A 23,519-nucleotide genomic window follows, 5' to 3' on the forward strand; every position below is an offset into this window, starting at 1 on the left:
CCGGTGGCTCGGTAAGAAGAAGGGCAAGGAGGCGTACGTCGTTCCCGTTGTGGAAGGCAGGACGGTCCGCTACGAGATCGGGCACGACCTGGCATCGGCACCCACGAAGGAGTCCGACGGCACAGTCGATCGTAACGGCGCCACATGCATTCGATGCGGAACTGCAGTGGATCTGAAGTACGTGAGAGCCGAAGCAAAGGCAGCACGGATGGGCTGCCGACTCCTGGCGACTGTCGCCGAGGGCCAACGACAGCGGATCTACGTCGGACCGGACGACCAACAACGCCAGGCATCCCACGTTCCGCGACCCAACACGGCACCTCGAGGGACAATCCCCGACAAGGCACCGAGCTTTCGGGTACAGGCGTACGGCTTCCGCGAGTACTCTGATCTGTTCACGGCGCGGCAGCTCACGGCGTTGACGACGTTCAGCGACCTCGTCGGCGAAGCACGCGAAATCATCGCGCGCGACGCCCTCGCGGCCGGACTCTCGAGCGACGCCACCCGTCTCGACGACGGCGGCCTCGGTGCCGAGGCGTACGCCGATGCTGTTGCGACATACTTGGGAATCACGGTCAGCAAGGCGACCAATCTCTCGTCCTCGATTACGACATGGATGAGCGACCGCGGCGCCTTCCGGGAGGTGTTTGCTCGGCAAGCAATCCCGATGGCTTGGGATTTCGCCGAAGCGAACCTCCTCCAGCCTGGAGGTGGCGGCATCCCGACCGTTCTCGACAAGGTGTGCCAGGCCCTCGAACACGCTCCAACCGGCAACGGCGTCGCTCTACAGTCGGACGCTGCGGCTTCACTTTCTCGGCCGGCGCTATTGTCGACCGACCCGCCGTACTACGACAATATCGGATACTCCGACCTGTCGGACTTCTTCTACGTGTGGTTACGTAGATCGCTAAGTGCCATCCATCCCTCGACCCTTTCGACAATGCTTGTCCCGAAGTCCGAGGAACTCGTCGCAAATCCATATCGCCACGGCGGAAAGGAAGGCGCTCACCAATACTTCGAAGACGGATTCCGTGAGGTGTTCAGCCGGGCTCGAGAAAACGCATACGTTGACATGCCGATCACTGTCTACTACGCGTTCAAACAGCAGGACGCCGAAAAGTCGGGGCAGGCTTCGACCGGCTGGGAGACGCTTCTCGAGGGAATGCTCCGATCCGGCTGGCGCATCACAGCGACATGGCCGATGCGGACTGAAGGTAGCGGGCGACTCCTGGCGCGAGGGACCAACGCTCTCGCATCATCGATCGTCCTTGCGCTGCGCCCGCGACCGGAAACCGCTCCGCGCATCGATCGGCGCGGGTTCTTGGCTCGACTGCGCAGCGAACTCCCGGACAAGCTCCGCGAGCTGCAGCAGGGTTCGATCGCGCCGGTCGACCTGCCTCAGGCGGCTATCGGTCCGGGTATGGCGATCTTCTCCGAATACAGTGCCGTCCTTGAGGACACTGGCTCGAAGATGACGGTCCGCACTGCACTGGAGCGGATCAACGTAATCCTCGACGAGGTTCTCGGCGAGTTGGAGAACGACTTCGACGCTCCCACCCGTTTCGCTCTCACCTGGTTCCGCCAGAACGGATTCGACACCGGCAAGTTCGGCGACGCCGAAACTCTTGCCACGGCGCGCGGGATCTCGCTCGACAGCCTCGAGCGATCCGGCATCCTCACGAAGGGCGGAGGCAAGCTCGCATTGATCGCGCCATCGGCCATGCCCGCCGATTACGATCCGGCGACGGACGCGTCGATCAGCGAATGGGAGGTCGTGATGCACCTGGTCCGCGTGATGGAGGCCGACGGCATCCCCGGCGCCGCTCAGCTCCTCGCACGCATTCCGGAGTCGATCGACGCCGACCTGTGTCGCGAACTCGCGTCGCTCCTGTTCAAGCTCGCCGAGGACCGCAAGTCGACGGCGCTGGCGAACAGCTTCAACGGCCTGGGCGCCGCGTGGCACGACATCGCGCGGCAGGCGCGCTCAGTCGGTGGCGAGCAAGGAACGCTCATGTGAGTCCCAGGCGTCGATTCGAAGGGGTCACAGCTCAATCGAATCGAGAGCGACTGCCGTAGACACCGTGCCGCGAGTGACTCGCTACCCACCGCTCGCGGCACGGTGTTCGTCGCGTCCAGAGGTCGGCGTCACCGGTATGCCCGAACGATTCTCAGGGCCGTGAACCGTTCCCACAGCTCGCCCGGCTTCGATTCTGGCCCTCAGCTGGCGTCTCGCCGTACCTGAACCATCAAGGAGGACACCTCTGTCCGTCGTTCGCGCGACTCACCACCACCGGCCCATCCCCCTCGACCCCGATTGTCGTACGCCTTCGCTAGTCTTCCCATAGTTCGCACACCGTGTTGTGCATTAGCGAGGAGTGATCGTTGGCTGTCAGTAATCGTGACCGGATCCACGCTGCATTCGAGTTGCTCGGGCCGGCGATGAACAGGTTCCTCGAGTCGACGGTCGGCGTCGAACTCGCGGCGACAGGATTCGAGGGCGGATGGATCGAAATCCTCCGCGCCGTCAAGTCGCAGAACGCCCACTCCGAGAAGAAGTACAGCGCCGACGATCCATACGACAGCCTGCGGATGGTCACCGACGGCGTCCCGTACAAGTTCAAGCGCGGGTGGGATCCGATCGGCAAGCGACTGTCCCGGTCCGACGTCGGCCGCGCGACGCAGTTGCTCGAAGTCCGCAACAAGCTGGCCCACCACGAGGGATTCTCCAACGACGACGCGAGCTACGACCTCGACACCATCTCGCGTTTCCTCCTCGCCATCGACGCGCCGAAGGAGGCAGAAGAAGTCGCTCGGATGCGCGACGACGTCAGGGCCATCGGCGCACGCCAGGCAGACGATCGTGCCGCGCGCAAGCAGCCGAGCTTGCAGGCTGGCTCGGACAATCTGCCTCCATGGCGCGAAGTGATCTCCCCGCACAAGGACATCCAGAGCGACCAGTTCAACGCCGCGGAGTTCGCCGCCGACCTGTACACGGTCGCGAACAAGAGCGGCACACACAAGAGCGAATACACCGACCCGGTCGAGTTCTTCGGTCGCACGTACCTCACCGAGGGACTCCGTGACCTCATCAACCGGAACGTCGCGCGCCTCACCAACGACCCCAATGCCTCACCGGTCGTCAACCTTCAAACCAACTTCGGCGGCGGCAAGACGCACTCGATGCTGGCGCTCTGGCACCTGGCATCGGGGGCGAAGAGCCACGAGTTCGGCGACGAGATCGCACCCCTGGCGAAGCCGCTCGACGAACTGCCGCACGGCGTCCGCCGCGTCGCACTCGTCGGCAACCAGATGGTGCCCGGCCGCGAGAACGACGAAGGCGGCCGCCCGAACATCCGCACCATGTGGGGCGAGCTCGCCTGGCAGTTGGGCGGGCAGGAGGCGTACGAGATCGTCGAGGCATCCGATCGGTCGTCGACCAACCCCGGCTCATCGCTACGAGAACTCTTTGAGGCGTACTCCCCCGCCGTCATCCTCATCGACGAATGGGTCGCATACGCCCGGCAGCTGGTGAACGCCACTGACCTCCCTGCTGGTGACTTCGACACCCAGTTCACCTTCGCCCAGACACTGACCGAGGCAGCACGTGCCACGCCCGGCATCCAGGTGGTCATCTCTATTCCCGCATCGGCGAACGCCACCGACGGTGCCGACGACGTGAACGACGAGGAAGTCGGCGGCGAGTACGGCCGGGAAGCACTTATGCGTCTCAAGAACGTGGTCGGACGCACCGCCGATCAGTGGCAGCCCGCCAATGCCCACGAGAGTTTCGAGATCGTCAGACGGCGCATCTTCACCGCGCCGGATGCCGAGGCGACGGCCAAGATCAGCAACATCGCGAAGACGACCGTCGACTTCTACCGCAAGCACCACAGCGACTTCCCGTCCGAGGTCCGCGACAGCGCGTACATCGACCGGATCAAGCAGTGCTACCCGATCCACCCCGAACTGTTCGACCGCCTGTACCAGGACTGGTCGACGCTCGACCGCTTCCAGCGCACCCGCGGCGTCCTGCAGTTGATGAACAAGGTTGTCGGAACACTTTGGCGCGCACAAGATCCCAACGCGCTGATCCTGCCCGGAACGGTGCCCCTCGGCGATGCGGACGTGGTCTCCGAGATCACCAAGTACCTGACCGACGATTTCAAGACGATCATCACCACAGACGTCGCCGGAACCGAATCGGTCCCCTATCGCACCGACACGACCAACGAACTGTTCGGCAAGCGCGGAGTGTCGCAGCGGCTGGCGCGCGCCGTGTTCATGGCCGCCACACCCGGCCTGCACTCGGCCCACCGAGGAGCTGAGAAGCCACGTGTCTTCATCGGCACGGCACTGCCCGGCGACGTCCCAGGCAACTTCCATTCGGCGCTCGACACCCTCAGCAACTCGTCGACGTACCTCTACATGGAGTCGAACCGCTACTGGTACGACACCCAGGCCAACATCACCCGCGCGGCACTCGACTACGCCGCAGGACTGAACGACGCAGACGTCTGGGCCGAGGTCGAGCGAAGGCTGACCGCGTCTCGGAAGAACTCAAGCCACGTTTTCACTGGCATTCATGTATTTCCCGAAACCGCCGACGTCCCCGATGAGACCGACACCCGGCTTGTCGTCGTGCCTATGCAGTTCACTCATACGGCTCGCAGCGGCGAACTGACCGCCAAGCCCTGGGCGGAGAAGCTGCTCAACAGCCGAGGGTCGGCGATCCGCACGTTCAAGAACTCGATCGTGTTCCTCGCCGCCGATGAGAAGCGTGCCCGCGATCTCGACAGCGCGGTCCGCCAGCACCTCGCGTGGCGGCATGTCGCCGAGAGTGCCGACGACCTCGGACTCGGCGGCCAACAGACTCGACAGGCCGTCGAACGTCGGAGCGCCAGCGACGAGATCGTCGACTCCCGAATCCTCGAGACGTTCACGTGGGCGCTGTACCCGGAGCAGTCGTACGGGGCCGAGCCCACGTTCCGGATGGAAGCCGCCCAGGTCACCGGAAGTGCGTCGGACATCTACGCCCGGACAAGCGCCAAACTCGGCACCGACATCGTGACGGTGGCCCGAGCATCCGGACTGATCTCCATGGACCTCACCGGCATGCTCGCTTCGACGTGGGAATCGGGACACATCAGCGTCGACCAGCTGCTCCGCCTGTACGCGACATACCCGTACCTGCCGCGTCTCCAGAACAAGGACGTTCTCCTCAACGGCCTGTACTCGGTGGTCGACGATCCGATCCTCTGGCGACAGAACGGGTTCGCCTTCGCCGACGCGTACGACGCGGAGACTGAGAAGTACATCGGACTTCACCTGCCGACCGACCAGGCGACTCTCCACATCTCCGACAGCACCCTGATCGTCAAGCCCGACATCGCCGAAGCGCAGCGTCAGGCCGAGATCGACGAAGCCGGCCGCCAGGACGGCCGGGGGTCTGACTCGGACGACCGCGAAGGGTCCGACGACCGCTCGGATGGCGACAACGGCGGCGCTGGAAAGACGGTCCGGACCGACGAAGCCAAACGACGGTTCTTCGGATCGATCCAGCTCGACTCGACGTTCCCGGCCAAGCACTTCAACGAGTTGCTCACCGAGGTGCTCGGACACCTGTCAGCCGACGGCACGTTGGACATCCGGCTTGAGGTGACCGCGGAGAATCCCTCCGGATTCACCGACCGGACTCGTCGCACGGTCTCGGAGAACGCGAAGACTCTCAAGTTCGATCAAGCGGAGTTCGAGACGAACTGACGCTTCGACGGGACAGGGCGACGGTGGAAGAATGGGACGGTGAACATCGAGACCGTCACCGATCCGACGGAGGCCGCGGAGGTGGCCGCGGTTGCCGCCGTCACCTTCCCGCTTGCGTGCCCTCCGCATTCGAAGCCGGAGAACATCACCGCCCACATCGCGGCGCACCTCAGCGAGGCGAAGTTCGCGGACTACATCGCAGATGACACCCATGAAGTCCTCGTCGCACGCGATGACGAAGGCGGCGTCGTAGGCTACGCACTGCTCGTCCACGCTAATCCGGCGGATCCCGACGTGATCAAGGCGATCGTGGCCGCCGAGTGTGGGCGCGACGCTCTGAAGTCGGAGAACGTCACCGAGGTGTCCAAGATGTACGTGCTCCCCGACCATCACGCATCACGCGGGCAAGCACGTCCCTCGCACGCCCTCATGGAGGCGTCGTTGGACGCTGCTCGAACACGCGGCGCTCACTACGTCTGGCTAGGCGTCAACAGCGAGAACGAACGCGCACAGAAGTACTACCGCAAGATGGGCTTCGCCCAGATCGGGACGAAGACTTTCAACATGAACGGCGTCGTCGAGCACGACCACGTCATGGGTCGCCTCATCCGGCAGTAACTGCTCACTTCGACGACAGGCGCTCACCTCCGGAGGTGAGCGCCTGTCGATGATGTGAGCAGATTGTCGTCCAGGTGAGCGGACTGTCGTCGAAGTGAGCGACCGCCGTCAGGCGTCTGCCTCCGCGAAGCGGGAGAGAGCGAGGAGGCGTGACGTCGCGCGGAGGTACTTCTTGCGATACCCGCCTGCGACCATTTCCGGGGTGAAGACCTCGTCGAGCTTGACACCGGAGACGCTGACCGGGATCTCGGCGTCGTACAGGCGGTCGGCGAAGGCGACGATTCGCAGTGCGACTGCCTGATCGGCGGCCGGACGGAGCCCCTCGATGCAGACGAGATTCACACCGTCGACCAGGGACTTGTACTTCGAAGGGTGCAGCTTCGCCAGATGGGCGACGAGGTCGTCGAATGTGTCGAGCGTCGAGCCCTCGACGGACGCGGCGTGCTCTTCGAGCTCGGCGTCCGTGGCGGGTTCCGGGGCCGGCGGCAGATCGCGGTGACGGTAGTCGGGGCCGTCGACGCGGATCGTCTCGAAGATCGCCGACAGCTTCTGGATCTCGCGCAGGAAGTCCTGCGCGGCGAACCGGCCTTCGCCGAGCTGGCCCGGCAGCGTGTTCGACGTCGCGACGATCGAGACGCCGCGCGCCACGAGCTCGGTCAGCAGGCGGGAGACGACCATCGTGTCGCCCGGATCGTCGAGTTCGAACTCGTCGATGCACAGCACGCTGTGGTCGGCGAGCCGCTCCAGAGCATCGATGTAGCCGAGTGCACCGACCACGTTGGTGACCTCACCGAACGTCGCGAACGCCTTCGGGCCGGGCATCGAGTGGTACACCGACGCGAGAAGGTGCGTCTTGCCGACGCCGAACCCGCCGTCGAGGTACAGGCCGATGCCCTGCGGCGTCGAGGCCTTGCGGAACAGGCCCTTCTTCTTCGCCCCTGCCCGGACCTTCGACGCACGCGCCACGAAATCGCGGGCGGCCGCCACCGCGGCAGCCTGGCTCGGTTCGTTCGGATCTGGGATGTACGAGTCGAAACTGACGTCGTCGAACATCCGCGGCGGAACCATTTCGCCGACGAGTTGATCGGGAGCCAAGACCGGGTTCCGGTCACTCAGTCGTGCCAACATTCGGTAAGGGTATCCAGGCAGGCCATGATGGACTCATGTTCCTCATGCAGAAAGCGACTGATCTCACAGCGTCGGAGCTCGCGGAGCTGCTTGCCTACCCCACCTCCGCGGGGCCCGTAGTGCGCGCCACCTTCGTCTCGACGATCGATGGAGCGGCGACCGTCGACGGCCGGTCCGGCGTTCTCGGCGGCGACGGCGACCGCCACGTCTTCCTGCTCATGCGGACGCTGTCGGACGCGGTGGTCGTCGGCGCACGGACAGCGCTGATCGAGAACTACAAGGCCCCGGCGAACGACCACGCCCCCATTATGGTCCTGGCGTCACGCTCGCTCGACATCCCCGTCGACTACCTCCCGGTGACGCATCCCCGCGTACTGATCGCCACGTGCACGTCGGCACCCGCCGACCGCCGCCGCAGGCTGATCGACGCCGGCGCGACGCTCATCGACTGCGGCGACGTCGACCTCGATCCCCGTCGCCTTCTCGATGAACTCGGCACGCGTGGACTCCGCCGGATCGACCTCGAGGGCGGCCCTCGACTCTTCGCCTCGTTCGTCGCCGCCGGCGCCGTCGACGAGCTGATCCTCACGACGAGCCCCACGCTCGGGCTCGGCGACGCTCCCCGCATCGCCCACGGCGCGACCCTGCCGCTCCCCGACCAGGACCTGCCGCTGCCGGACCGGCTCCCCTACCCGATGAGTCTGGTCCGCCAGTTCGGCGATGACGACGGGTACCTCTACTCCTTGTGGTCGCGACACTCACGCGCCGACTAGGCTCGCGACTATGCCGTCGACCCTCCGCGCACGACTGACCGCCGCCCTCGTCACGGCCACCGCACTCGCCACGGTCGGCGCGCTCACGGCGGGCTGTTCCGTGGGCCCGGACACCGGGCCGAACATCGTGCGCGGCGACCAGCCCGACGACGCTCAGAACGCGAAGCCTGTTCAGCCTGAACTGTCAGCGCCCAAGAATGATCTGAACTGGCGGTCATGCGACTCGTCGATCTCGAAGGCGTACGACCTCACAGTTCCGGACGGCGTGATCGTTCAGTGCGCAAAGTACGAAGTGCCGGTGAATCCGGACGACTCATCGGGCGACACGGTCTCCATCGGTGCCATGAAGGCGACGACCAAGGCCACACCGCGCGACGCACCGCCACTGGTCCTCACCAGCGGAACAGACCTGCCCAGCTCACGGACGCTGTTGGCGCTGGCTGACGGCGAAGGGAAGGTCGTGCTCGACCGCCAGCCGGTGGTCGCCGTCGACTTCCGCGGCACCGGGCTCGGCGCCACCGTCGACTGCCTGACGTCGGCGCAGCGCGACGTCCTGTCGACGTCGGCGGCAGGCCCCGGACGTGACGTCGCGGCCCGAGCCACCGCCGTCGGCACCGCAGCACGGGCGGCGGCGGACCTCTGCTCGGACACGTTGAGCCCCGACCAGCTGAACTACTCGATCACCGCGGCAGCGTCGGACATCGAAGCGCTGCGCAGCCGATGGGACGTCGACCGCATCGCTCTCGTCGGCGTCGGAGCCGGATCGTCGGTGGCGCTGAGCTACGCCGCAGCCCACCACGACCAGGTCGGCCGACTGGTCCTCGACTCGCCCACCGGGTACGCCACCCCGGCACGAGAGGCGACCGCCGCCCGTGCGCGGGGCGTGCAGAAGTCCCTGACCACATTCGCGCAGCGCTGCGCGGGCGCCGGGTGTGCACTCGGCGCCGACGGTGCCGCGATGCTGAACCGTGTCGTCGACGCGGGCGCGGCGGGTGACCTGGGCGGCGTCTCCGACTCCGAGGTGATCGACGCGGTCAGCACGGCGATCGCGATCGGCGACATGTCGCAGGCCGGACTCCGCAAGCTCGGTTCGGCGATCGCCGACGCCGACCGCGGCGACGTCGCCGCCCTGAAGGCATATGTGAAGGCGGCCGCCGCGGTACGCGGCACCGACGGGCGACTCGTCGGGGTGTGCAACGACCTGCGCGGCAGACCCGGACTGCAAGAACTGCCCGGACTGGCCAAAGACTGGTCCGCCGATGCGCCGATGACAGCGCCGACCGCAGCGCTGAGCCTCGCCTCGTGCGACGGCTGGGGCAGCACCGACGCGCCGAGCGCACCGGACCGACTTCCTGTCGATCCCCTTATCCTCGTCGGCGCCAACGACCCGTTCAACGGCTCGACCGTCGTCGACACACTGGCCCAGACCCTCGGTCCGACGAAGACCAACCCGACGGCCGTCGGATGGGACGGCCTCGGCTTCTCAGTACTGGCGCACAGCACGTGCGCCGCCGACGTCGTCCGCGACTACATGGGCGACGCCCCGCTCACCGGGCCGACAGAACGCTCCTGCCCGGCGTGACAACGGTCATCTAGTACGCTTCGCGGGTGACTGTTGTAGACCGTTACCTGTATCCGCGCGTCGATCCGTCGCGCATCGGGAACCTGATCCTGTGGCCGATCAGTCTGCTCATGGTGATCCACCGTTCGCTGATCCTCGGCGTCAACGGGCACCGCACCGACGACTTCACGCCGGTGTACAACGCCGCCCTCGCGTTCCTGAACCAGCGGCCGGTCTACAACGAGAACTACGCGACAGTCGACCCGCACTACCTGTACCCGCCGTCGGGCACCCTGTTGATGTCGCCGCTGGCGATCCTCGACCCGGACACCGCACGGTGGACGTTCATCGGTGTCAGCGCGGTCGTCCTCATCGGTTGCGCGTACCTGCTGTGCAGGCTGTTCGGCCTGGACCATCGCTCGTGGGTCTTCCCCGCCGTCGTGTTCTTCTTCTACAGCACCGAGACCGTCGCCCACACGCTGATCTTCACCAACTTCAACGGGTTCGTGCTGCTCGGCATGGTGGCGTTCCTGATTCTCATGCTCAAACGGCAGGATCTCTGGGCAGGCGTGTTCATCGGACTCACACTGTCGGTGAAGCCGATCCTGGGCGTCCTGCTGCTGCTCGTCCTGATGAATCGACAGTGGAAGATCCTCATCACGGCCGTCGGCATCCCGCTCCTGTTGAACGCCGCTGCGTGGCCGCTCTCGAATGATCCGATGGACTTCGTCAAGCGGACAGTCCCCTATCTCGGGGAATCCCGCGACTACTACAACAGTTCGATCACCGGCATGGGCCAGTACTTCGGAATGGGCGACTGGCTGACCCTCCTGCTGCGCATCGCATTCGTTGCGATGGCCGTCTTCGGCCTCTGGTTCCTGTACCGCTATTACCGTCGGAGCGACGAACTCCTCTGGCTGACGACGTCGTCGGGCATCCTGCTCGGCACGTTCTTCCTCGTCAGCTCGCTCGGCCAGGGCTACTACTCGATGCTGCTGTTCCCGATGCTCATGACCGTGCTTCGTCCGGGGTCGGCAGTGCGGAACTGGCCCGCGTGGCTCGGCGTGTACGGCTGCATGACCTTCGACGTCTGGGTGTCGAAGGAATGGGAGCCGTTCGGGCGCTACCTCGAGTACGGCAAGGTCACGTGGGGCTGGTCGCTCCTGATGATCGCGGTGTTCTGCTCACTGCTGTTCCGGTACCTGGACATGCGTCGCGCCGACGTCCTCGGCATCGACAGCGTCTCACCGTCGAAGCCGCCCGTCACCGCCTGACGACGCGCAGGGCCGGACGCCGCTACCCTGGTGGCCATGACCGACGACGCCCAGACCGACTTCACCAAGCTCACCGACGCCGACTGGCGGGAGCGGCTCAACGCCGCCGAGTTCCGGGTGCTCCGCCAAGCAGGCACCGAGGCGCCGTTCGTCGGTGAGTACACCGACACCAAAGACGTCGGCGTGTACTCGTGCCGTGCGTGCGGTGCCGAGCTGTTCCGCAGCGAGACGAAGTTCGACTCGCACTGCGGCTGGCCGTCGTTCTTCTCCCCGCTCGCGGGCGAGGCGATCATCGAACGTCACGACGACTCCCTCGGAATGCGACGGACCGAGGTGCTGTGCGCCAACTGCCACAGTCACCTCGGCCACGTCTTCGCAGGTGAGGGGTACGACACACCCACTGACCTCCGCTACTGCATCAATTCGATCAGTCTGACACTCTCCACCGACTGACAGCCGCACAGGCGTCGCCCGATCGTCGAGCGCAGTCGAGACGCTGCACAGTCCGGCCTCTCGACTGCGCTCGAGGAACCGAGAAGGCGCGCCGGGTCGCCGCGCTACGGGAGGGCGTTGACGAGCTTGGCGGGCTCCACGCGCGGGCCGGTGAAGAACGGGATCTCGACGCGGACGTGCATGCGGGCCTCGGTGGCACGCAGATCGCGCATCAGGTCGACGATGCGGTCGAGTTCGGGCGCCTCGAACGCGAGGATCCACTCGTAGTCGCCGAGAGCGAAGGCGGGGACGGTGTTGGCTCGGACGTCCTTGTAATCGCGGGCAGCCTTGCCGTGATCGGCAAGCATCGTGCGACGCTCCTGATCGGGCAGCAGGTACCACTCGAACGACCGGACGAACGGGTACACGCACACGTAGTTTCCGGGGTCCTCCCCCGCCATGAAGGCGGGGATGTGACTCTTGTTGAACTCGGCCGGTCGGTGCAGTGCGGCACCGCTCCAGAACGGGTCGCTCGCACGCCCGAGGATCGTCGTGCGACGGAACGTCGAGTAGGCGGCCTGCAACTGCTCGATGGTCTCGGCATGCCACCAGAACATGAAGTCGGAGTCGCCGCGCATTCCGGCGACGTCGTACACGCCGCGGACCACAACACCCGTCTCGGCGACCTCGGAAAGGAATCGTTCGAAGTCAGCGGCCGCTTCCGTGCGATCGGTGGGGAGTTCCCCGGCGCGGACGGTGAACACCGAGAACATCAGGTATCGGATGGTGGAGTTGATCTCTGCATAATCCAAGCGACTCATGCACCCATCGTGCCACCGCGACGTCAGCGGTCGGCGCGCAGGTGATCGACCACACGGGCCGCCGCGGCACGACCAGTGCCGATGCAGGCGGGCACTCCGACTCCTCGGTACCCAGACCCGGCAACCGCCACACCACCCGGCAGTGACGCGACGGCGTCCGCCATCGCCGAGAGGTGACCCGGGCCGTAATGGGGCAGACCCCCCGGCCAGCGCTGCACAGTTGCGTCCACCACGGTGGGCGCAGGCAGCCCGGCCGCACCGAACACCGTCTGCAGGTCTGCCGTCGCCCGTTCGACGAGGTCGGAGTCGCTTCCGGTCACCGGTTCGCCGAGCCGTCCGAACGACGCCCTCAGCACGGAGACGCCGCCCGGCTGCGGGGCCAGGTGAGGCCATTTGCGGCTGCTCAACGTGATGGCCTTGATCGACAGATCCGCATCGGACGCCACGAGCACACCGGAGTTCTCGGGCAACGGCGACCCGGCGTCGACGGCGAAGCCGACCACCGCCGAACCGGCCGCTCGGACTCCTGCGAAGGCCGCGGCAGAAACCGGTGCGACGTCAGCGAGGAGTTCTCCTGCGGTCCAGACAGGCGTGGCGACGACAACGGCGTTGTAGTCGCCGACTCCGTCGAGCCGGTAGCGTTCCCCGACGCGGACCACCCGCGGGACGGCGACATTCGTGGTCACGTCGACGCGCGCCGCGAGGATCAATGCGTCGACGAGCGTCCGGTAGCCGCCGCGAAGCGCACCGAACACCGGCCCGGTACCGGTGCCACGGGCGATGACTGCGGCGACCGCAGCCGTCAACGACGGGGCGCCGTTGTCCAGTTCTGCGGCGAGCGCCGGAATCGCTTCCCGGAGCCCGAGGTCTCGCGATCGGGCCGAGTAGACACCGCCGAGCATCGGATCGACACTCCGCGCGACAACCTGCTCACCGAACCGCTCAGCCACCAGGTGACCGACACTCACGTCCGCGCCCGGAGTCCACGCGAACGGCCTGCTCGGCTCCGACTCGACGAACCCGACGTCGTGGCTATCGAGGAGTCCTCGTACGACGTCGGCGGACGCCGGTATGCCCATCAGTGCAGGCGACGGCAGTACGTGAAGTCGGTCGCCGGACCAGATCGCCGGGCGCATCGGCCCCGGCGAGACGACGTCATCGGCAAGACCGAGTTCGGCCACCAACTCGACGGCTTCGGGCCGGCGGACGATGAACGCCTCGGCTCCGACGTCGAGCGTGGCCGGCCCGAGCGGGCGAGTCGCGAGGAGTCCCCCCGGTTCCGACTCCGCGCAGAACACATCGATACGCGCGTCGTCGCCGAGGCGGCGGCGCAGGTCGTAGGCCGCAGTCAGTCCGGACACCCCGGCACCGACGACGGCCACTCGCACGTCCGTCGACATCAGATCTACAGGGTGTGGATGAGCTCGACGGCGTGTGTCACCGCGTCGGCCTCGGTGTTCGGCAGCACGCCGTGACCGAGATTCACGATGTGACCCGGTGTCCCGGCGGCGATGGCACGCTCGCCCTCGGCGATGATCCTCACGAGCTCGCCGCGCACCACGTCGCGGCCCGCGAGGAGCGCCGTCGGATCGAGGTTGCCCTGGATCGCGACCGAGCGTCCAACGCGTTCGGCGGCGACGTCCAACGGGGTGCGCCAGTCGACACCGATCACGTCGGTGCCGATCCGGGTCATCGCACCGAGTAGTTCACCGGTGCCGACGCCGAAGTGGATGCGCGGGACGCCGTACTGTTCGATCTCGGCCATCACACGCATCGAATGCGGTGCGACGAACGCCTCGTACGCAGCCTCGGAGAGGGTGCCGGCCCAGGAGTCGAACAGTTGGACCGCATCGACGCCCGCGTTGATCTGGGCGCGCAAGAACGCGATCGTCAGATCCGTGAGACGGCCCATCAGCGCATGCCACAACTCGGGATCGCCGAGCATCATCGCCTTGGTGTGCTCGTAGGTCCTGCTCGGGCCGCCCTCGATCAGGTACGACGCCAATGTGAACGGCGCACCGGCGAAACCGATGAGCGAGACCGTCGGCGGGAGTTCGTCGATCAGGAGTCCGATCGCGGCGGTGACAGCACCGACCGCTTCCGGTTCCAGTCGGGGCAGGCCGGCCACATCGGCGGCCGTGCGAATCGGCGAGGCGATCACCGGCCCGGTCCCCGGCACGATGTCCAAGTCGACACCGGCCGCCTTCAACGGGACGACGATGTCGGAGAACAGGATCGCCGCGTCGGTGTCGTGACGGCGAACCGGCTGCATGGTGATCTCGCAGACCAGTTCGGGGTCGAAGCACGATTCGAGCATTCCGCGGTCCACCCGGATCGCCCGGTACTCCGGCAACGACCGTCCGGCCTGGCGCATGAACCACACCGGACGCCGTGACGGCGTACCGCCGGTCGCGGCCGCGATCAGCGGCATCTGAGTCGGGGATCGGCGGGCACGCAGGGAAGTCATGCCTTCACTGTGCCATCACCGGGCGGACAGAGCAGGTCACACCCCGCCTTTCCGGCGCGCCTCCGTGATCACGGGCGAGTCGCGGCCTACTGTGACGCCCGTGACCACTTCTGGAGCTCCGACGGAGCCTGCCGAGTTCCGCGACGCAGTGCAGTCGCTGCATGCCGCGAACGTGCGCCCGGAGATCGAAGTCGGATCCATCCGTCCCCCACAGCGTCTTGCACCGTACAGCTATGCGCTCGGCGTGGAAGTGCGCCAACCCGACGTCACCGACTCTGCGATGATCCCGGCCGATTCGGCGGGCAGCTCGTTCGGACGTCTTGTGCTCTTGTACGACCCGGACGGGCAGGAGGCGTGGAACGGGACATTCCGCCTCGTCGCATTCATCCAGGCCGAGGTCGAGGCGGCACTCGCAGCCGACCCTCTGCTCCCCCAGGTGACGTGGAGTTGGCTGTCGGAGGCGCTCGGCGTCAGTGACGGCGAGACCGAGTCGACTCCGGCCTTCGGAAGCGACGTCCCGCCGGTCCGTGCGCTCGGCGGCACCGTCACAGCGACCACGTCTGTCCGCTACGGCGACATCGCGGGGCCTCCGCAGTCGCACCAGCTCGAACTGCGCGCATCGTGGACCGCCACGGGTGTCGACCTGTCCGTCCACCTCGAAGCGTTCTGTGACGTGCTGGCGTCCGTTGCCGGTCTGCCACCGTCCGGCGTCTCGGCGCTCGGCTCGCTCTAGTGAGCGCCAACGGGATCGAGCCGGACGAGTCGGTCACTCCGCTGACACGACCTCGTGACGGAGTGCCCGACGTTCTGACCACTCCCGAGGAGTTCTCCGCCGCCGCTGCCCGGCTCGCGGCAGGCACCGGGCCGATCGCCGTCGACACCGAGCGCGCCAGCGGCTTCCGCTACTCACAGCGCGCGTATCTGATCCAGTTGCGCCGAACCGGGTCCGGAAGCTTCCTCCTCGACCCGATCGATCACCCCGACGCTCTCACCCCGGTGATCGATGTGCTGACCGGCCCGCAATGGATCCTGCACGCCGCCGACCAGGATCTCCCTTGTCTGCGTGAACTCGGTTTTGTGTGCGAGAGCGTCTTCGACACCGAACTCGCCGGTCGCCTTCTGAACGTCCCCAAGGTGAATCTCGCAGCGATGGTCGCGGGCTTCCTTCATCTGGGACTGGCGAAAGGTCACGGCGCAGCCGACTGGTCACAGCGGCCGCTCCCCGACGATTGGCTCAATTACGCCGCGCTCGACGTCGAAGTGCTCGTGGAACTCCGCGACGCGGTGTCGGCGGCACTGCGTGAGGCAGGCCGCGAGACGTGGGCCGCGCAGGAGTTCGCCGCCGTGCTCGCCCGCCCGGCACCCGAACCGAAGCCCGACCGGTGGCGTCGGACGTCGAATCTGAACACACTCAAGACAACTCGGGAGTACGCCGTCGTCCGTGAGTTGTGGACCGAACGCGAAGAGGTCGCGCGCCGCCGCGACGTCGCTCCCAGCCGAGTCCTACCCGACGCCGCGATCGTCAACGCCGCGAAGTCGGCGCCACGGAACACCGCCGAACTCACGTCACTCCCGGTGTTCTCCGGCCCTCGACAGCGACGCCAGGCCGACATCTGGATGCGGGCCGTACGCCGCGCCCAGGAAATGTCCGACAAGCAGCTCCCGTCCAAGCGGGCCCCGCAGACCGGCGTCCCGCCGATCAACCGCTGGGAGCCGAAACACCCGGTGGCCGCAGCCCGCGCGAAGGCCGTCCGGCCGGCTGTGAAGGAACTGTCGGAGTCGATCGGGATTCCGACCGAGAATCTGCTGTCGCCGAATGTGATCCGGGACCTGTGCTGGGAAGGAGTCCGTGCAGACAGCACCGTCGCGCAGCGGCTCGCCGAGCTCGGTGCACGCCCGTGGCAGATCGAGCTCACCGCCGAGTTGATCGCCGCCGCCCTGCCCTAGTCTCAGACGAGCGGTGAGTTATCTGCGACTGGTCCTGCGCAAGCCGATTCGCGGGATACTTCGACGTCGGAGCACCAGTCGACTGCCGACCAATCAACGAACACAGGCCAGAATGTCTATTTACACAGCCTTCTACCAGTTTTCCTAAATACGCTCAATTTGAACTTTCTGGAAACTTCGAAGGGAACCAACTGTGAGCGCTGACCGTTACCACGCTCTCGACAAGCAAACTAGGCTGTCGGAGCTTGCGTATACGCAGGAGATCGACCGGATTCAGAATCGTTTCGGCGGGGGCACCGTGGACCACTGGTGGGACCGCTGGCAACAAGACACCACAGCACGCGACGACTACCCCACTTACTTCGCACGAAATTACACATAGTTCAAGGTCTCACCCAGAAGCGGCCAAATGCTCGCTATCTCGGTGTAGGTCCCGCACCGGCGCTAACGAGGGATCTGATGTCTTCGGTGAGCATGCCAGACCAACAACGGACGATTCTGTGTCGGGGCGCTGCAACGATCCCGACTCCGGAAGCGACGCTTTCCTCATTTTGTCCGGTCGACCAGATCAAGACTCGGACTGGGTTGGGGTGGTGTGCGGGCCACCCCAACTCACAAGAACAGGAAGCATGCGCCCCAATTGGCGGCCCGGTCGCAAAAGGAGCCTAAAAGCGCTGATCATCGTTGGCTGCGATAGCAGGTACTACTAGGGCGAAACACAGCAAACGCGGTCAGCTGGCCGACTCTCCTGAGCCTCAGGACAGCTGTGCGCCGGTGAGCGCCTTCGCGATCGACTCGACGAGGTCGGCTGCGGTCAGGCCGATGTCGGCGAGGATCTGTTCCCGCGTGGAGTGCAGGATGAACTCCTGCGGGACTCCACGCTGGATCACCGGTGTGCCGACACCGGCCTCTGCCACCGCACGGGTGACTGCAGAACCGACCCCGCCCTGAACGCCGCTGTCCTCCAACGTCACCACCAGTCGGTGACTCCGCGCCAGATCGGTGATCGACGCGGGCACCGGAAGAACCCATCGCGGGTCGACGACCGTCGCGGTCACACCGTGTTCAGTCAGTCCGGCGGCTGTGTCGAGCGCCAGCTGCGCGAACGCTCCGACTCCGACGATCAGCACGTCGGCACCGCCGTCACGGTCGCCGGCGAGGACGTCGACACCGTCGTCGAGACGTGCGAGGGCGGGAATGTCGGCGGGGACGGCGCCCTTCGAGTAGCGGACCGCCGTCGGACCGTCAGCCGTGTCGAGAGCCTCCGAGAGCTCCTCGCGGACCCTGATCGCGTCGCGGGGCGCGGCCACCTTGAGGCCTGGGACCAACGACATCAGCGACAGATCCCACATGCCGTGGTGACTCGGACCGTCCGGACCGGTGATGCCCGCGCGGTCGAGCACCAGAGTCATGGGGAGCTTGAGCAGCGCGACATCCATCAACAACTGATCGAAGGCTCGGTTGAGGAAGGTGGCGTAGATCGCCAACACCGGATGCATGCCGCCCAGGGCCAGGCCTGCGGCCGACGCCATGCCGTGCTGCTCGGCGATGCCGACGTCGAACATGCGCTCGGGAAACTTCTCGCCGAAGGCCGCGAGACCGGTGGGCCCGGGCATCGCGGCCGTGATCGCGACGATCTCGGGGCGACGCGCGCCCTCCTTCACGAGCGCCGACGAGAACACCGAAGTCCAGTCCTGCGGCGGCACCGACGTGGCTTTGCCGGTCGCGGGGTCCATCTTGGCGGTCGCGTGCATCTGCTCGGCCTCGTCGTTCTCGGCGGGCGCGTAGCCGTTCCCCTTGCGGGTCACGGCATGCACGATCACCGGTCCGCCGAACGCCTTCGCACGACGCAGCGCGCCCTCCATCTCCTGGAGGTCGTGACCGTCGACGGGGCCGACGTACTTGAGGCCGAGGTCGGCGAACATGGCCTGAGGCGACACGAGGTCTTTGACGCCGCTCTTCATCCCGTGCAGGACCGCGTAGGTCGCGTCCCCGACCACGGGAAGACCGCGAAGCGCACGGCGGCCGCCGGTGAGAAAGCGTTCGTAGCCCGGCTGCAGGCGCAGTGCGGACAGGTTCTTGGCGAGGCCGCCGATCGTCGGGGCGTACGAGCGTCCGTTGTCGTTGACGACGATCACGACGGGACGGTGGCCGTCGGCGATGTTGTTGAGCGCCTCCCAGCACATGCCGCCGGTGAGGGCCCCGTCGCCGACGACGGCGACGACAGTCCGGTCCTGGTCGGTGAGCTCAAACGCCTTCGACAGCCCGTCCGCGTTCGACAGTGCGGCAGAGGCGTGTGACGACTCGATCCAGTCGTGCGGGCTCTCGGCACGGTCCTGGTACCCGGTCAGACCGTCACGCTGGCGAAGGGTGTCGAACTTCCCCTTGCGGCCGGTCACGATCTTGTGGACGTAACACTGGTGGCCGGTGTCGAACAGGATCGGATCTGTCGGCGACTCGAACACACGGTGGATCGCGAGCGTCAATTCGACGACGCCGAGATTGGGTCCCAGGTGACCGCCCGTCGCGGCGACCTTCTCGATGAGGAACGCACGGATCTCCGTCGCCAGCTTCTCGAGGTCGGCAGGCGACAGCGCCCGCACGTCCGCAGGCGAATCGACTCGATCCAGCACACCCATCGAGCGTCTCCTCACCTTCGTCATGCACTGTCCGCGGTCACGGACGGTGCGTTCGAACCAGTCTACGGAACGCCGTCAGCGCGTGAGAACGGCGATGCCCTCCACATGGTGCGTCATCGGGAACGCGTCGAACGCACGCCATTCGCGCACGCTGTATCCGTGTGTGGCGAACCTTCCGAGATCGCGGGCGAACGCCGCCGCATCGCATCCGACGTGCACCACGACGCCGGGTTCGGCGGCGACGACGGCGTCGACGACGTCCGCACCGGCGCCTGACCGGGGCGGATCGGAGATCACCAGGTCTGGTGCACGCAAGCTCGAGACCACGTCGGCGACCGCACCGCGATGGATCTCGACGGGATCGGTCGCCAGCGTTCGTTCGGCGGCCGCGAGCGCGCCCGGATCGGTGTCGACCAGGTCGACGCCGCGCACGCTGAAGTCGGACGCTCCGTCGAGCAGTGACGCACTGAACACTCCGACACCGCCGTAGAGGTCCCACACGTGAACGTCCCCGGACAGCCCGATTCCCTTGACCAGTTCCAACGCGGCACGGGTGTACGCGGCGGGCGCGTTGTGATGCGCCTGCCAGAAGCCGGTGACCGGAACAGTCCACGAGCGCTCACCGATGGTCTGCACCGCATGCGTGTCGCCCTGAACAGTACGGACGGACCGCGGTGCGCTGTGCGCCGAACGACTCCGCTGGGCACGACCACGCCGGTCCCCGCCTCGCCCGCTCCGGCCGCGTCGGTCGGCGGGCGCGGACAGCTCGGCGATGTGACGGACACCGTCGCTGTCGGACGCGAGGACCAGTTCGGTGCCGACCGCGCCGCCCAATCCGTCGAGACCGTCCAGAAGGCCGGCGACCGGTCCCGCGCACGGCGTCGTCACCAGATCGGACGATCGCCGACCACGAAGGCCGACAACACCGTCCGCCCCGACTGCCAGCCGCGTGCGGACCCGCCAGCCCGTCGGAACGTCGCCGAGCGGCTCAACAGTCGGTGGCTCTGTCGCATCGATTCCGAATCCGCCGATCCGGCGCAGCACGTCGCCCAGCGCGTCTGCGCCGAGTTCCCGCGCGTACGTGGGGTCGACGAACGACAGGTCACAGCAGCCGGCTCCGGCCGCGGCGGCCGGGCATAGCGGCGCCACGCGGTGCGGACTCGCATCGAGGACGTCCACAACCGAAGCCTTGGCGTACGAGGCGCGCGAATCGTCGGTGACGTTTACCCGTACCCGCTCCCCCGGCAGCGCACCGGCCACGAACACCACGCGGCCGTTGTGGCGCGCGATTCCGGAGCCGCCGTTCGCGTAGCCGGTGACGTCCAGTTCAAGCTCGGTCACCGAGTCTTCTCCTCCGAGGTGAAGCCGCGACGCACGTCGCCCGGCGCGATGTAGCGGGTCTGCATGCGTTTGCCGCGCTCCTCCGAGGACGACAGCTGCCACGGGACCGACGTCACCATGACACCCGGCTCGAACAGCAGGCGAGTCTTGATGCGCAGCGCGGACTGGTTGTGCAGGATCTGCTCCCACCAGTGGCCGACGACGTACTCGGGGATGAACACGGTGATGACGTCGCGCGGAGACTCTCGGCGGATGCGTCGGACGTAGCTGATGATCGGCCGCGTCACCTCGCGGTACGGCGACGCGACCACCTTGAGCGGAATCGTGACGTCGCTGTCCTCCCACTCCGATACGAGTTTGCGGGTCTCGCGGTCGTCGACGTTCACGGTCAACGCCTCGAGGACGTCGGGGCGCGTCGCACGGGCGTAGCGAAGTGCACGCCGCGTCGGCAGGTGCAGCGTCGAGACGAGCACGATCGAGTGCGTTCGGCTCGGCAGCACTTCGTCGTCGCCTTCGACGGCCTCGTCGAGCTCACGCTGCACCGACGAGTAGTGGCGGTGGATGAGTTTCATCACGATGAACAGCAGGACCATCGCGAGAATCGCCATCCAGGCGCCCGCGGTGAACTTGGTGATCAGCACGACCACGAGCACGGTTCCGGTCATGAGCATGCCGATCGCGTTGATGATCCTGGACCGGATCATGCGACGACGGGCGTCGGGGTCGGTCTCGGTCTTCAGGTGCCGTGTCCAGTGCCGGACCATGCCCGTCTGGCTGAGCGTGAACGACACGAAGACACCGACGATGTAGAGCTGAATCAACGACGTCACTTCGGCGCCGAAAGCCACGACGAACCCGACCGCGGCGATGGCGAGGAACACGATGCCGTTCGAGAACGCGAGTCGGTCGCCGCGAGTGTGCAGTTGACGGGGCAGGAACCGGTCCTGAGCCAGCACCGAACCGAGGACCGGGAAGCCGTTGAAGGCGGTGTTCGCGGCCAGCATCAAGATGAGTGCGGTGACGACGGCGATCGCGTAGAAGCCGGGCGGGAAGCCCGAGAACACCGCTTCGGCGATCTGCGCGATGATCGACTTCTGCTGATATCCCTCCGGGACCCCGGCCAGGTCTTTGACCGGGTCGAGCACGTACTTCGCACCGATCTCCTGGGCGAGCATGACGATGCCGAGCAACAACAGGATCGAGAAGGCTCCGAGCATCAGGAGCGTGGTGGCGGCATTGCGCGACTTCGGCTTCTGGAATGCGGGAACACCATTGCTGATGGCCTCCACACCGGTCAGCGCGGCACAGCCGGATGAGAAGGCTCGGGCGACGAGGAACACCATCGCCAGCCCCATCAAGTGATCTTGTTCCGGCACGATGTCGTATTTGCTGGTCTCGGCGTTGACGGTGTCGCCCAGCACGAAGATCCTGACGAATCCCCAGATGAGCATCGCGGCGACACCGAAGATGAACGCGTACGTCGGGATCGCCAGAACAGCGCCCGACTCCTTGATGCCGCGCAGGTTCACAGCGGCGATCAGTGCGATCGCCATGACACAGAACAGAACCTTGTGTTCGTGGACGAACGGGATCGCCGAGCCGATGTTCTCCGCCGCCGAGGTGATCGAGACGGCGACGGTCAGGACGTAGTCGACGAGCAATGCCGCAGCAACCGTCAGGCCCGCGTTCGGTCCCAGATTGACTGTCGCGACCTCGTAGTCGCCGCCGCCGGACGGGTACGCGTGCACATTCTGGCGGTAGCTGGCCACCACGACGACCATGACCACCGCGACCGCGACGCCCACCCAGGGGGCGAGTGCGATTGCGCTCAGACCTGCGACGGAGAGGACCAGGAAGATCTCCTGCGGCGCGTACGCGACCGACGACATGGCGTCGGACGCGAACACCGGAAGTGCGATTCGCTTGGGCAGCAGAGTGTGCCCCAGGCGGTCGCTCCGAAACGGGCGACCCAGGAGCAGGCGCTTGGCGCCGACAGACACCTTCGACATCGTGGACACTCAGCAACACTAAGCCGTCCCCTCCGCGCGTACCACCGGGGTGCGAATTCGCGCTGCGAGAAGTAACGTCTCCCATCGTGCGTGTGATCATCATGGGCTGCGGCCGAGTCGGATCTGCCCTGGCAGTCGCCATGTCGGGGCGTGGACACGAGGTTGTCGTCATCGACCGGAATGCATCGGCGTTCCGTCGCCTGGGCGACGACTTCCGCGGACGTACAGTGCTCGGTGTCGGTTTCGACCGCGATGTGCTCGCCGAAGCGGGCATCGCCGAGGCGGACGCGTTCGCCGCCGTCTCGTCCGGCGACAACTCCAACATCATCTCCGCCCGGGTGGCGCGCGAGACGTTCGGCGTGAACCGCGTCGTCGCCCGCATCTACGACGCGAAACGCGCTGCCGTCTACGAACGTCTCGGGATCCCGACCGTCGCCACGGTGCCGTGGACGACGGAACGCTTCGTCTCCGCGCTCGGCGAGACCGCGGAGACATCCGTGTGGAACGATCCGTCCGGATCGCTCGCGATGATCGTCCTGCCGTTCCACGAGTCGTGGGTGGGCGTAGACTGCCAGAAGTTCCAAGAGCAGACGGGCGCCCGGATCGCGTTCCTGCATCGTCTGGGACGCCCGGTGCTTCCGGAACCGCGGACCGTCATTCAGCAGGACGACGAGCTGTACGTGGCGACACCCGCCGCGAACGTCGACAACGCGCGGGCCGTCGCGGCCTCCGAGTTCGGGGAGTAGAAA

17 protein-coding genes are annotated in these 23,519 nt (G+C 66.4%); 10 read left to right on the plus strand and 7 right to left on the minus strand.

Annotation, left to right across the window (positions count from 1 at the left end; all coding sequences use genetic code 11):
• From GM1_RS11925 to GM1_RS11935, 3 genes are all read left to right on the plus strand, one after another.
• Window positions 1–2,017, plus strand: a 2,017-nt coding sequence (locus tag GM1_RS11925) for a DUF1156 domain-containing protein (RefSeq protein ID WP_008379158.1), incomplete at its 5' end; no start/stop codon positions are given.
• A 365-nt stretch (window positions 2,018–2,382) separates the two neighbouring features.
• Entirely contained in the window at window positions 2,383–5,760 is a 3,378-nt protein-coding gene (locus GM1_RS11930; protein ID WP_008379160.1) for a DUF499 family protein, read from the plus strand.
• Window positions 5,761–5,799: 39 nt separating this feature from the next.
• Window positions 5,800–6,378 (plus strand): GNAT family N-acetyltransferase, encoded by a 579-nt coding sequence (locus GM1_RS11935; RefSeq protein ID WP_008379162.1) that lies wholly within the window; start codon window positions 5,800–5,802, stop codon window positions 6,376–6,378.
• 108 nt (window positions 6,379–6,486) lie between these two features.
• On the opposite strand, the gene zapE is transcribed toward GM1_RS11935, so the two are convergent.
• A complete protein-coding gene (zapE, locus tag GM1_RS11940; RefSeq protein WP_008379163.1) occupies window positions 6,487–7,506 on the minus strand; it encodes a cell division protein ZapE in 1,020 nt (339 codons plus the stop codon).
• Window positions 7,507–7,541: 35 nt separating this feature from the next.
• Between zapE and GM1_RS11945 the strand changes: the two genes are divergently transcribed.
• From GM1_RS11945 to msrB, 4 genes are read left to right on the plus strand one after another with little or no spacing between them, the layout of a single operon-like run.
• Complete coding sequence (locus GM1_RS11945; protein WP_008379165.1) at window positions 7,542–8,279, plus strand: dihydrofolate reductase family protein; 738 nt, start codon at window positions 7,542–7,544, stop codon at window positions 8,277–8,279.
• 10 nt (window positions 8,280–8,289) lie between these two features.
• A complete protein-coding gene (locus tag GM1_RS11950) occupies window positions 8,290–9,861 on the plus strand; it encodes an alpha/beta fold hydrolase (RefSeq protein ID WP_008379167.1) in 1,572 nt (523 codons plus the stop codon).
• Window positions 9,862–9,887: 26 nt separating this feature from the next.
• Window positions 9,888–11,114, plus strand: a complete 1,227-nt coding sequence (locus tag GM1_RS11955) for a glycosyltransferase family 87 protein (RefSeq protein WP_008379168.1) — start codon at window positions 9,888–9,890, stop codon at window positions 11,112–11,114.
• Window positions 11,115–11,150: 36 nt separating this feature from the next.
• On the plus strand, window positions 11,151–11,567 hold the full coding sequence (gene msrB / locus GM1_RS11960) for a peptide-methionine (R)-S-oxide reductase MsrB (protein ID WP_040520010.1): 417 nt from the start codon (window positions 11,151–11,153) through the stop codon (window positions 11,565–11,567).
• 104 nt (window positions 11,568–11,671) lie between these two features.
• Here the strand turns inward: msrB and hemQ are convergent, their stop codons facing one another.
• The 3 genes from hemQ to hemE are packed head-to-tail and all read right to left on the minus strand — an operon-like array spanning window position 11,672 to window position 14,798.
• Window positions 11,672–12,367 (minus strand): hydrogen peroxide-dependent heme synthase, encoded by a 696-nt coding sequence (hemQ, locus tag GM1_RS11965; RefSeq protein WP_008379172.1) that lies wholly within the window; start codon window positions 12,365–12,367, stop codon window positions 11,672–11,674.
• A gap of 23 nt (window positions 12,368–12,390) precedes the next feature.
• Window positions 12,391–13,767, minus strand: a complete 1,377-nt coding sequence (gene hemG / locus GM1_RS11970) for a protoporphyrinogen oxidase (RefSeq protein WP_008379174.1) — start codon at window positions 13,765–13,767, stop codon at window positions 12,391–12,393.
• Window positions 13,768–13,772: 5 nt separating this feature from the next.
• Window positions 13,773–14,798: a uroporphyrinogen decarboxylase gene (hemE, locus tag GM1_RS11975; RefSeq protein ID WP_008379176.1), complete on the minus strand. Its 1,026-nt coding sequence runs from the start codon at window positions 14,796–14,798 to the stop codon at window positions 13,773–13,775.
• 136 nt (window positions 14,799–14,934) lie between these two features.
• Between hemE and GM1_RS11980 the strand changes: the two genes are divergently transcribed.
• Both GM1_RS11980 and GM1_RS11985 read left to right on the plus strand, forming a co-directional pair.
• A complete protein-coding gene (locus GM1_RS11980; protein ID WP_008379177.1) occupies window positions 14,935–15,567 on the plus strand; it encodes a DUF3000 domain-containing protein in 633 nt (210 codons plus the stop codon).
• Window positions 15,567–16,781, plus strand: a complete 1,215-nt coding sequence (locus tag GM1_RS11985) for an HRDC domain-containing protein (protein WP_008379179.1) — start codon at window positions 15,567–15,569, stop codon at window positions 16,779–16,781. The genes GM1_RS11980 and GM1_RS11985 overlap by 1 nt, the downstream gene beginning before the upstream one ends.
• Window positions 16,782–17,536: 755 nt before the next feature.
• On the opposite strand, the gene dxs is transcribed toward GM1_RS11985, so the two are convergent.
• The 3 genes from dxs to GM1_RS12005 form a co-directional block, all read right to left on the minus strand.
• On the minus strand, window positions 17,537–19,420 hold the full coding sequence (dxs, locus tag GM1_RS11995; protein ID WP_008379182.1) for a 1-deoxy-D-xylulose-5-phosphate synthase: 1,884 nt from the start codon (window positions 19,418–19,420) through the stop codon (window positions 17,537–17,539).
• A gap of 75 nt (window positions 19,421–19,495) precedes the next feature.
• Window positions 19,496–20,761, minus strand: coding sequence for a class I SAM-dependent RNA methyltransferase (locus tag GM1_RS12000; RefSeq protein ID WP_008379184.1), 1,266 nt, complete (start codon window positions 20,759–20,761; stop codon window positions 19,496–19,498).
• Entirely contained in the window at window positions 20,758–22,779 is a 2,022-nt protein-coding gene (locus tag GM1_RS12005; protein WP_008379186.1) for an APC family permease, read from the minus strand. The genes GM1_RS12000 and GM1_RS12005 overlap by 4 nt, the downstream gene beginning before the upstream one ends.
• A 77-nt stretch (window positions 22,780–22,856) precedes the next feature.
• Here GM1_RS12005 and GM1_RS12010 point away from each other — a divergent pair, with 77 nt between their 5' ends.
• Window positions 22,857–23,516, plus strand: coding sequence for a potassium channel family protein (locus GM1_RS12010; protein ID WP_008379187.1), 660 nt, complete (start codon window positions 22,857–22,859; stop codon window positions 23,514–23,516).
• Window positions 23,517–23,519: the final 3 nt, after the last annotated feature.

Source organism: Gordonia malaquae NBRC 108250 (assembly GCF_000344135.1).
Lineage (GTDB): Bacteria > Actinomycetota > Actinomycetes > Mycobacteriales > Mycobacteriaceae > Gordonia > Gordonia malaquae.

Coding starts and splice junctions, on each gene's coding strand:
- zapE (WP_008379163.1), bottom strand. CDS start 7,506: ATGTTGGCACGACTGAGTGACCGGAACCCGGTCTTGGCTCCCGATCAA.
- GM1_RS11945 (WP_008379165.1), top strand. CDS start 7,542: ATGTTCCTCATGCAGAAAGCGACTGATCTCACAGCGTCGGAGCTCGCG.
- GM1_RS11950 (WP_008379167.1), top strand. CDS start 8,290: ATGCCGTCGACCCTCCGCGCACGACTGACCGCCGCCCTCGTCACGGCC.
- msrB (WP_040520010.1), top strand. CDS start 11,151: ATGACCGACGACGCCCAGACCGACTTCACCAAGCTCACCGACGCCGAC.
- hemQ (WP_008379172.1), bottom strand. CDS start 12,367: ATGAGTCGCTTGGATTATGCAGAGATCAACTCCACCATCCGATACCTG.
- hemG (WP_008379174.1), bottom strand. CDS start 13,767: ATGTCGACGGACGTGCGAGTGGCCGTCGTCGGTGCCGGGGTGTCCGGA.
- hemE (WP_008379176.1), bottom strand. CDS start 14,798: ATGCCGCTGATCGCGGCCGCGACCGGCGGTACGCCGTCACGGCGTCCG.
- dxs (WP_008379182.1), bottom strand. CDS start 19,420: ATGGGTGTGCTGGATCGAGTCGATTCGCCTGCGGACGTGCGGGCGCTG.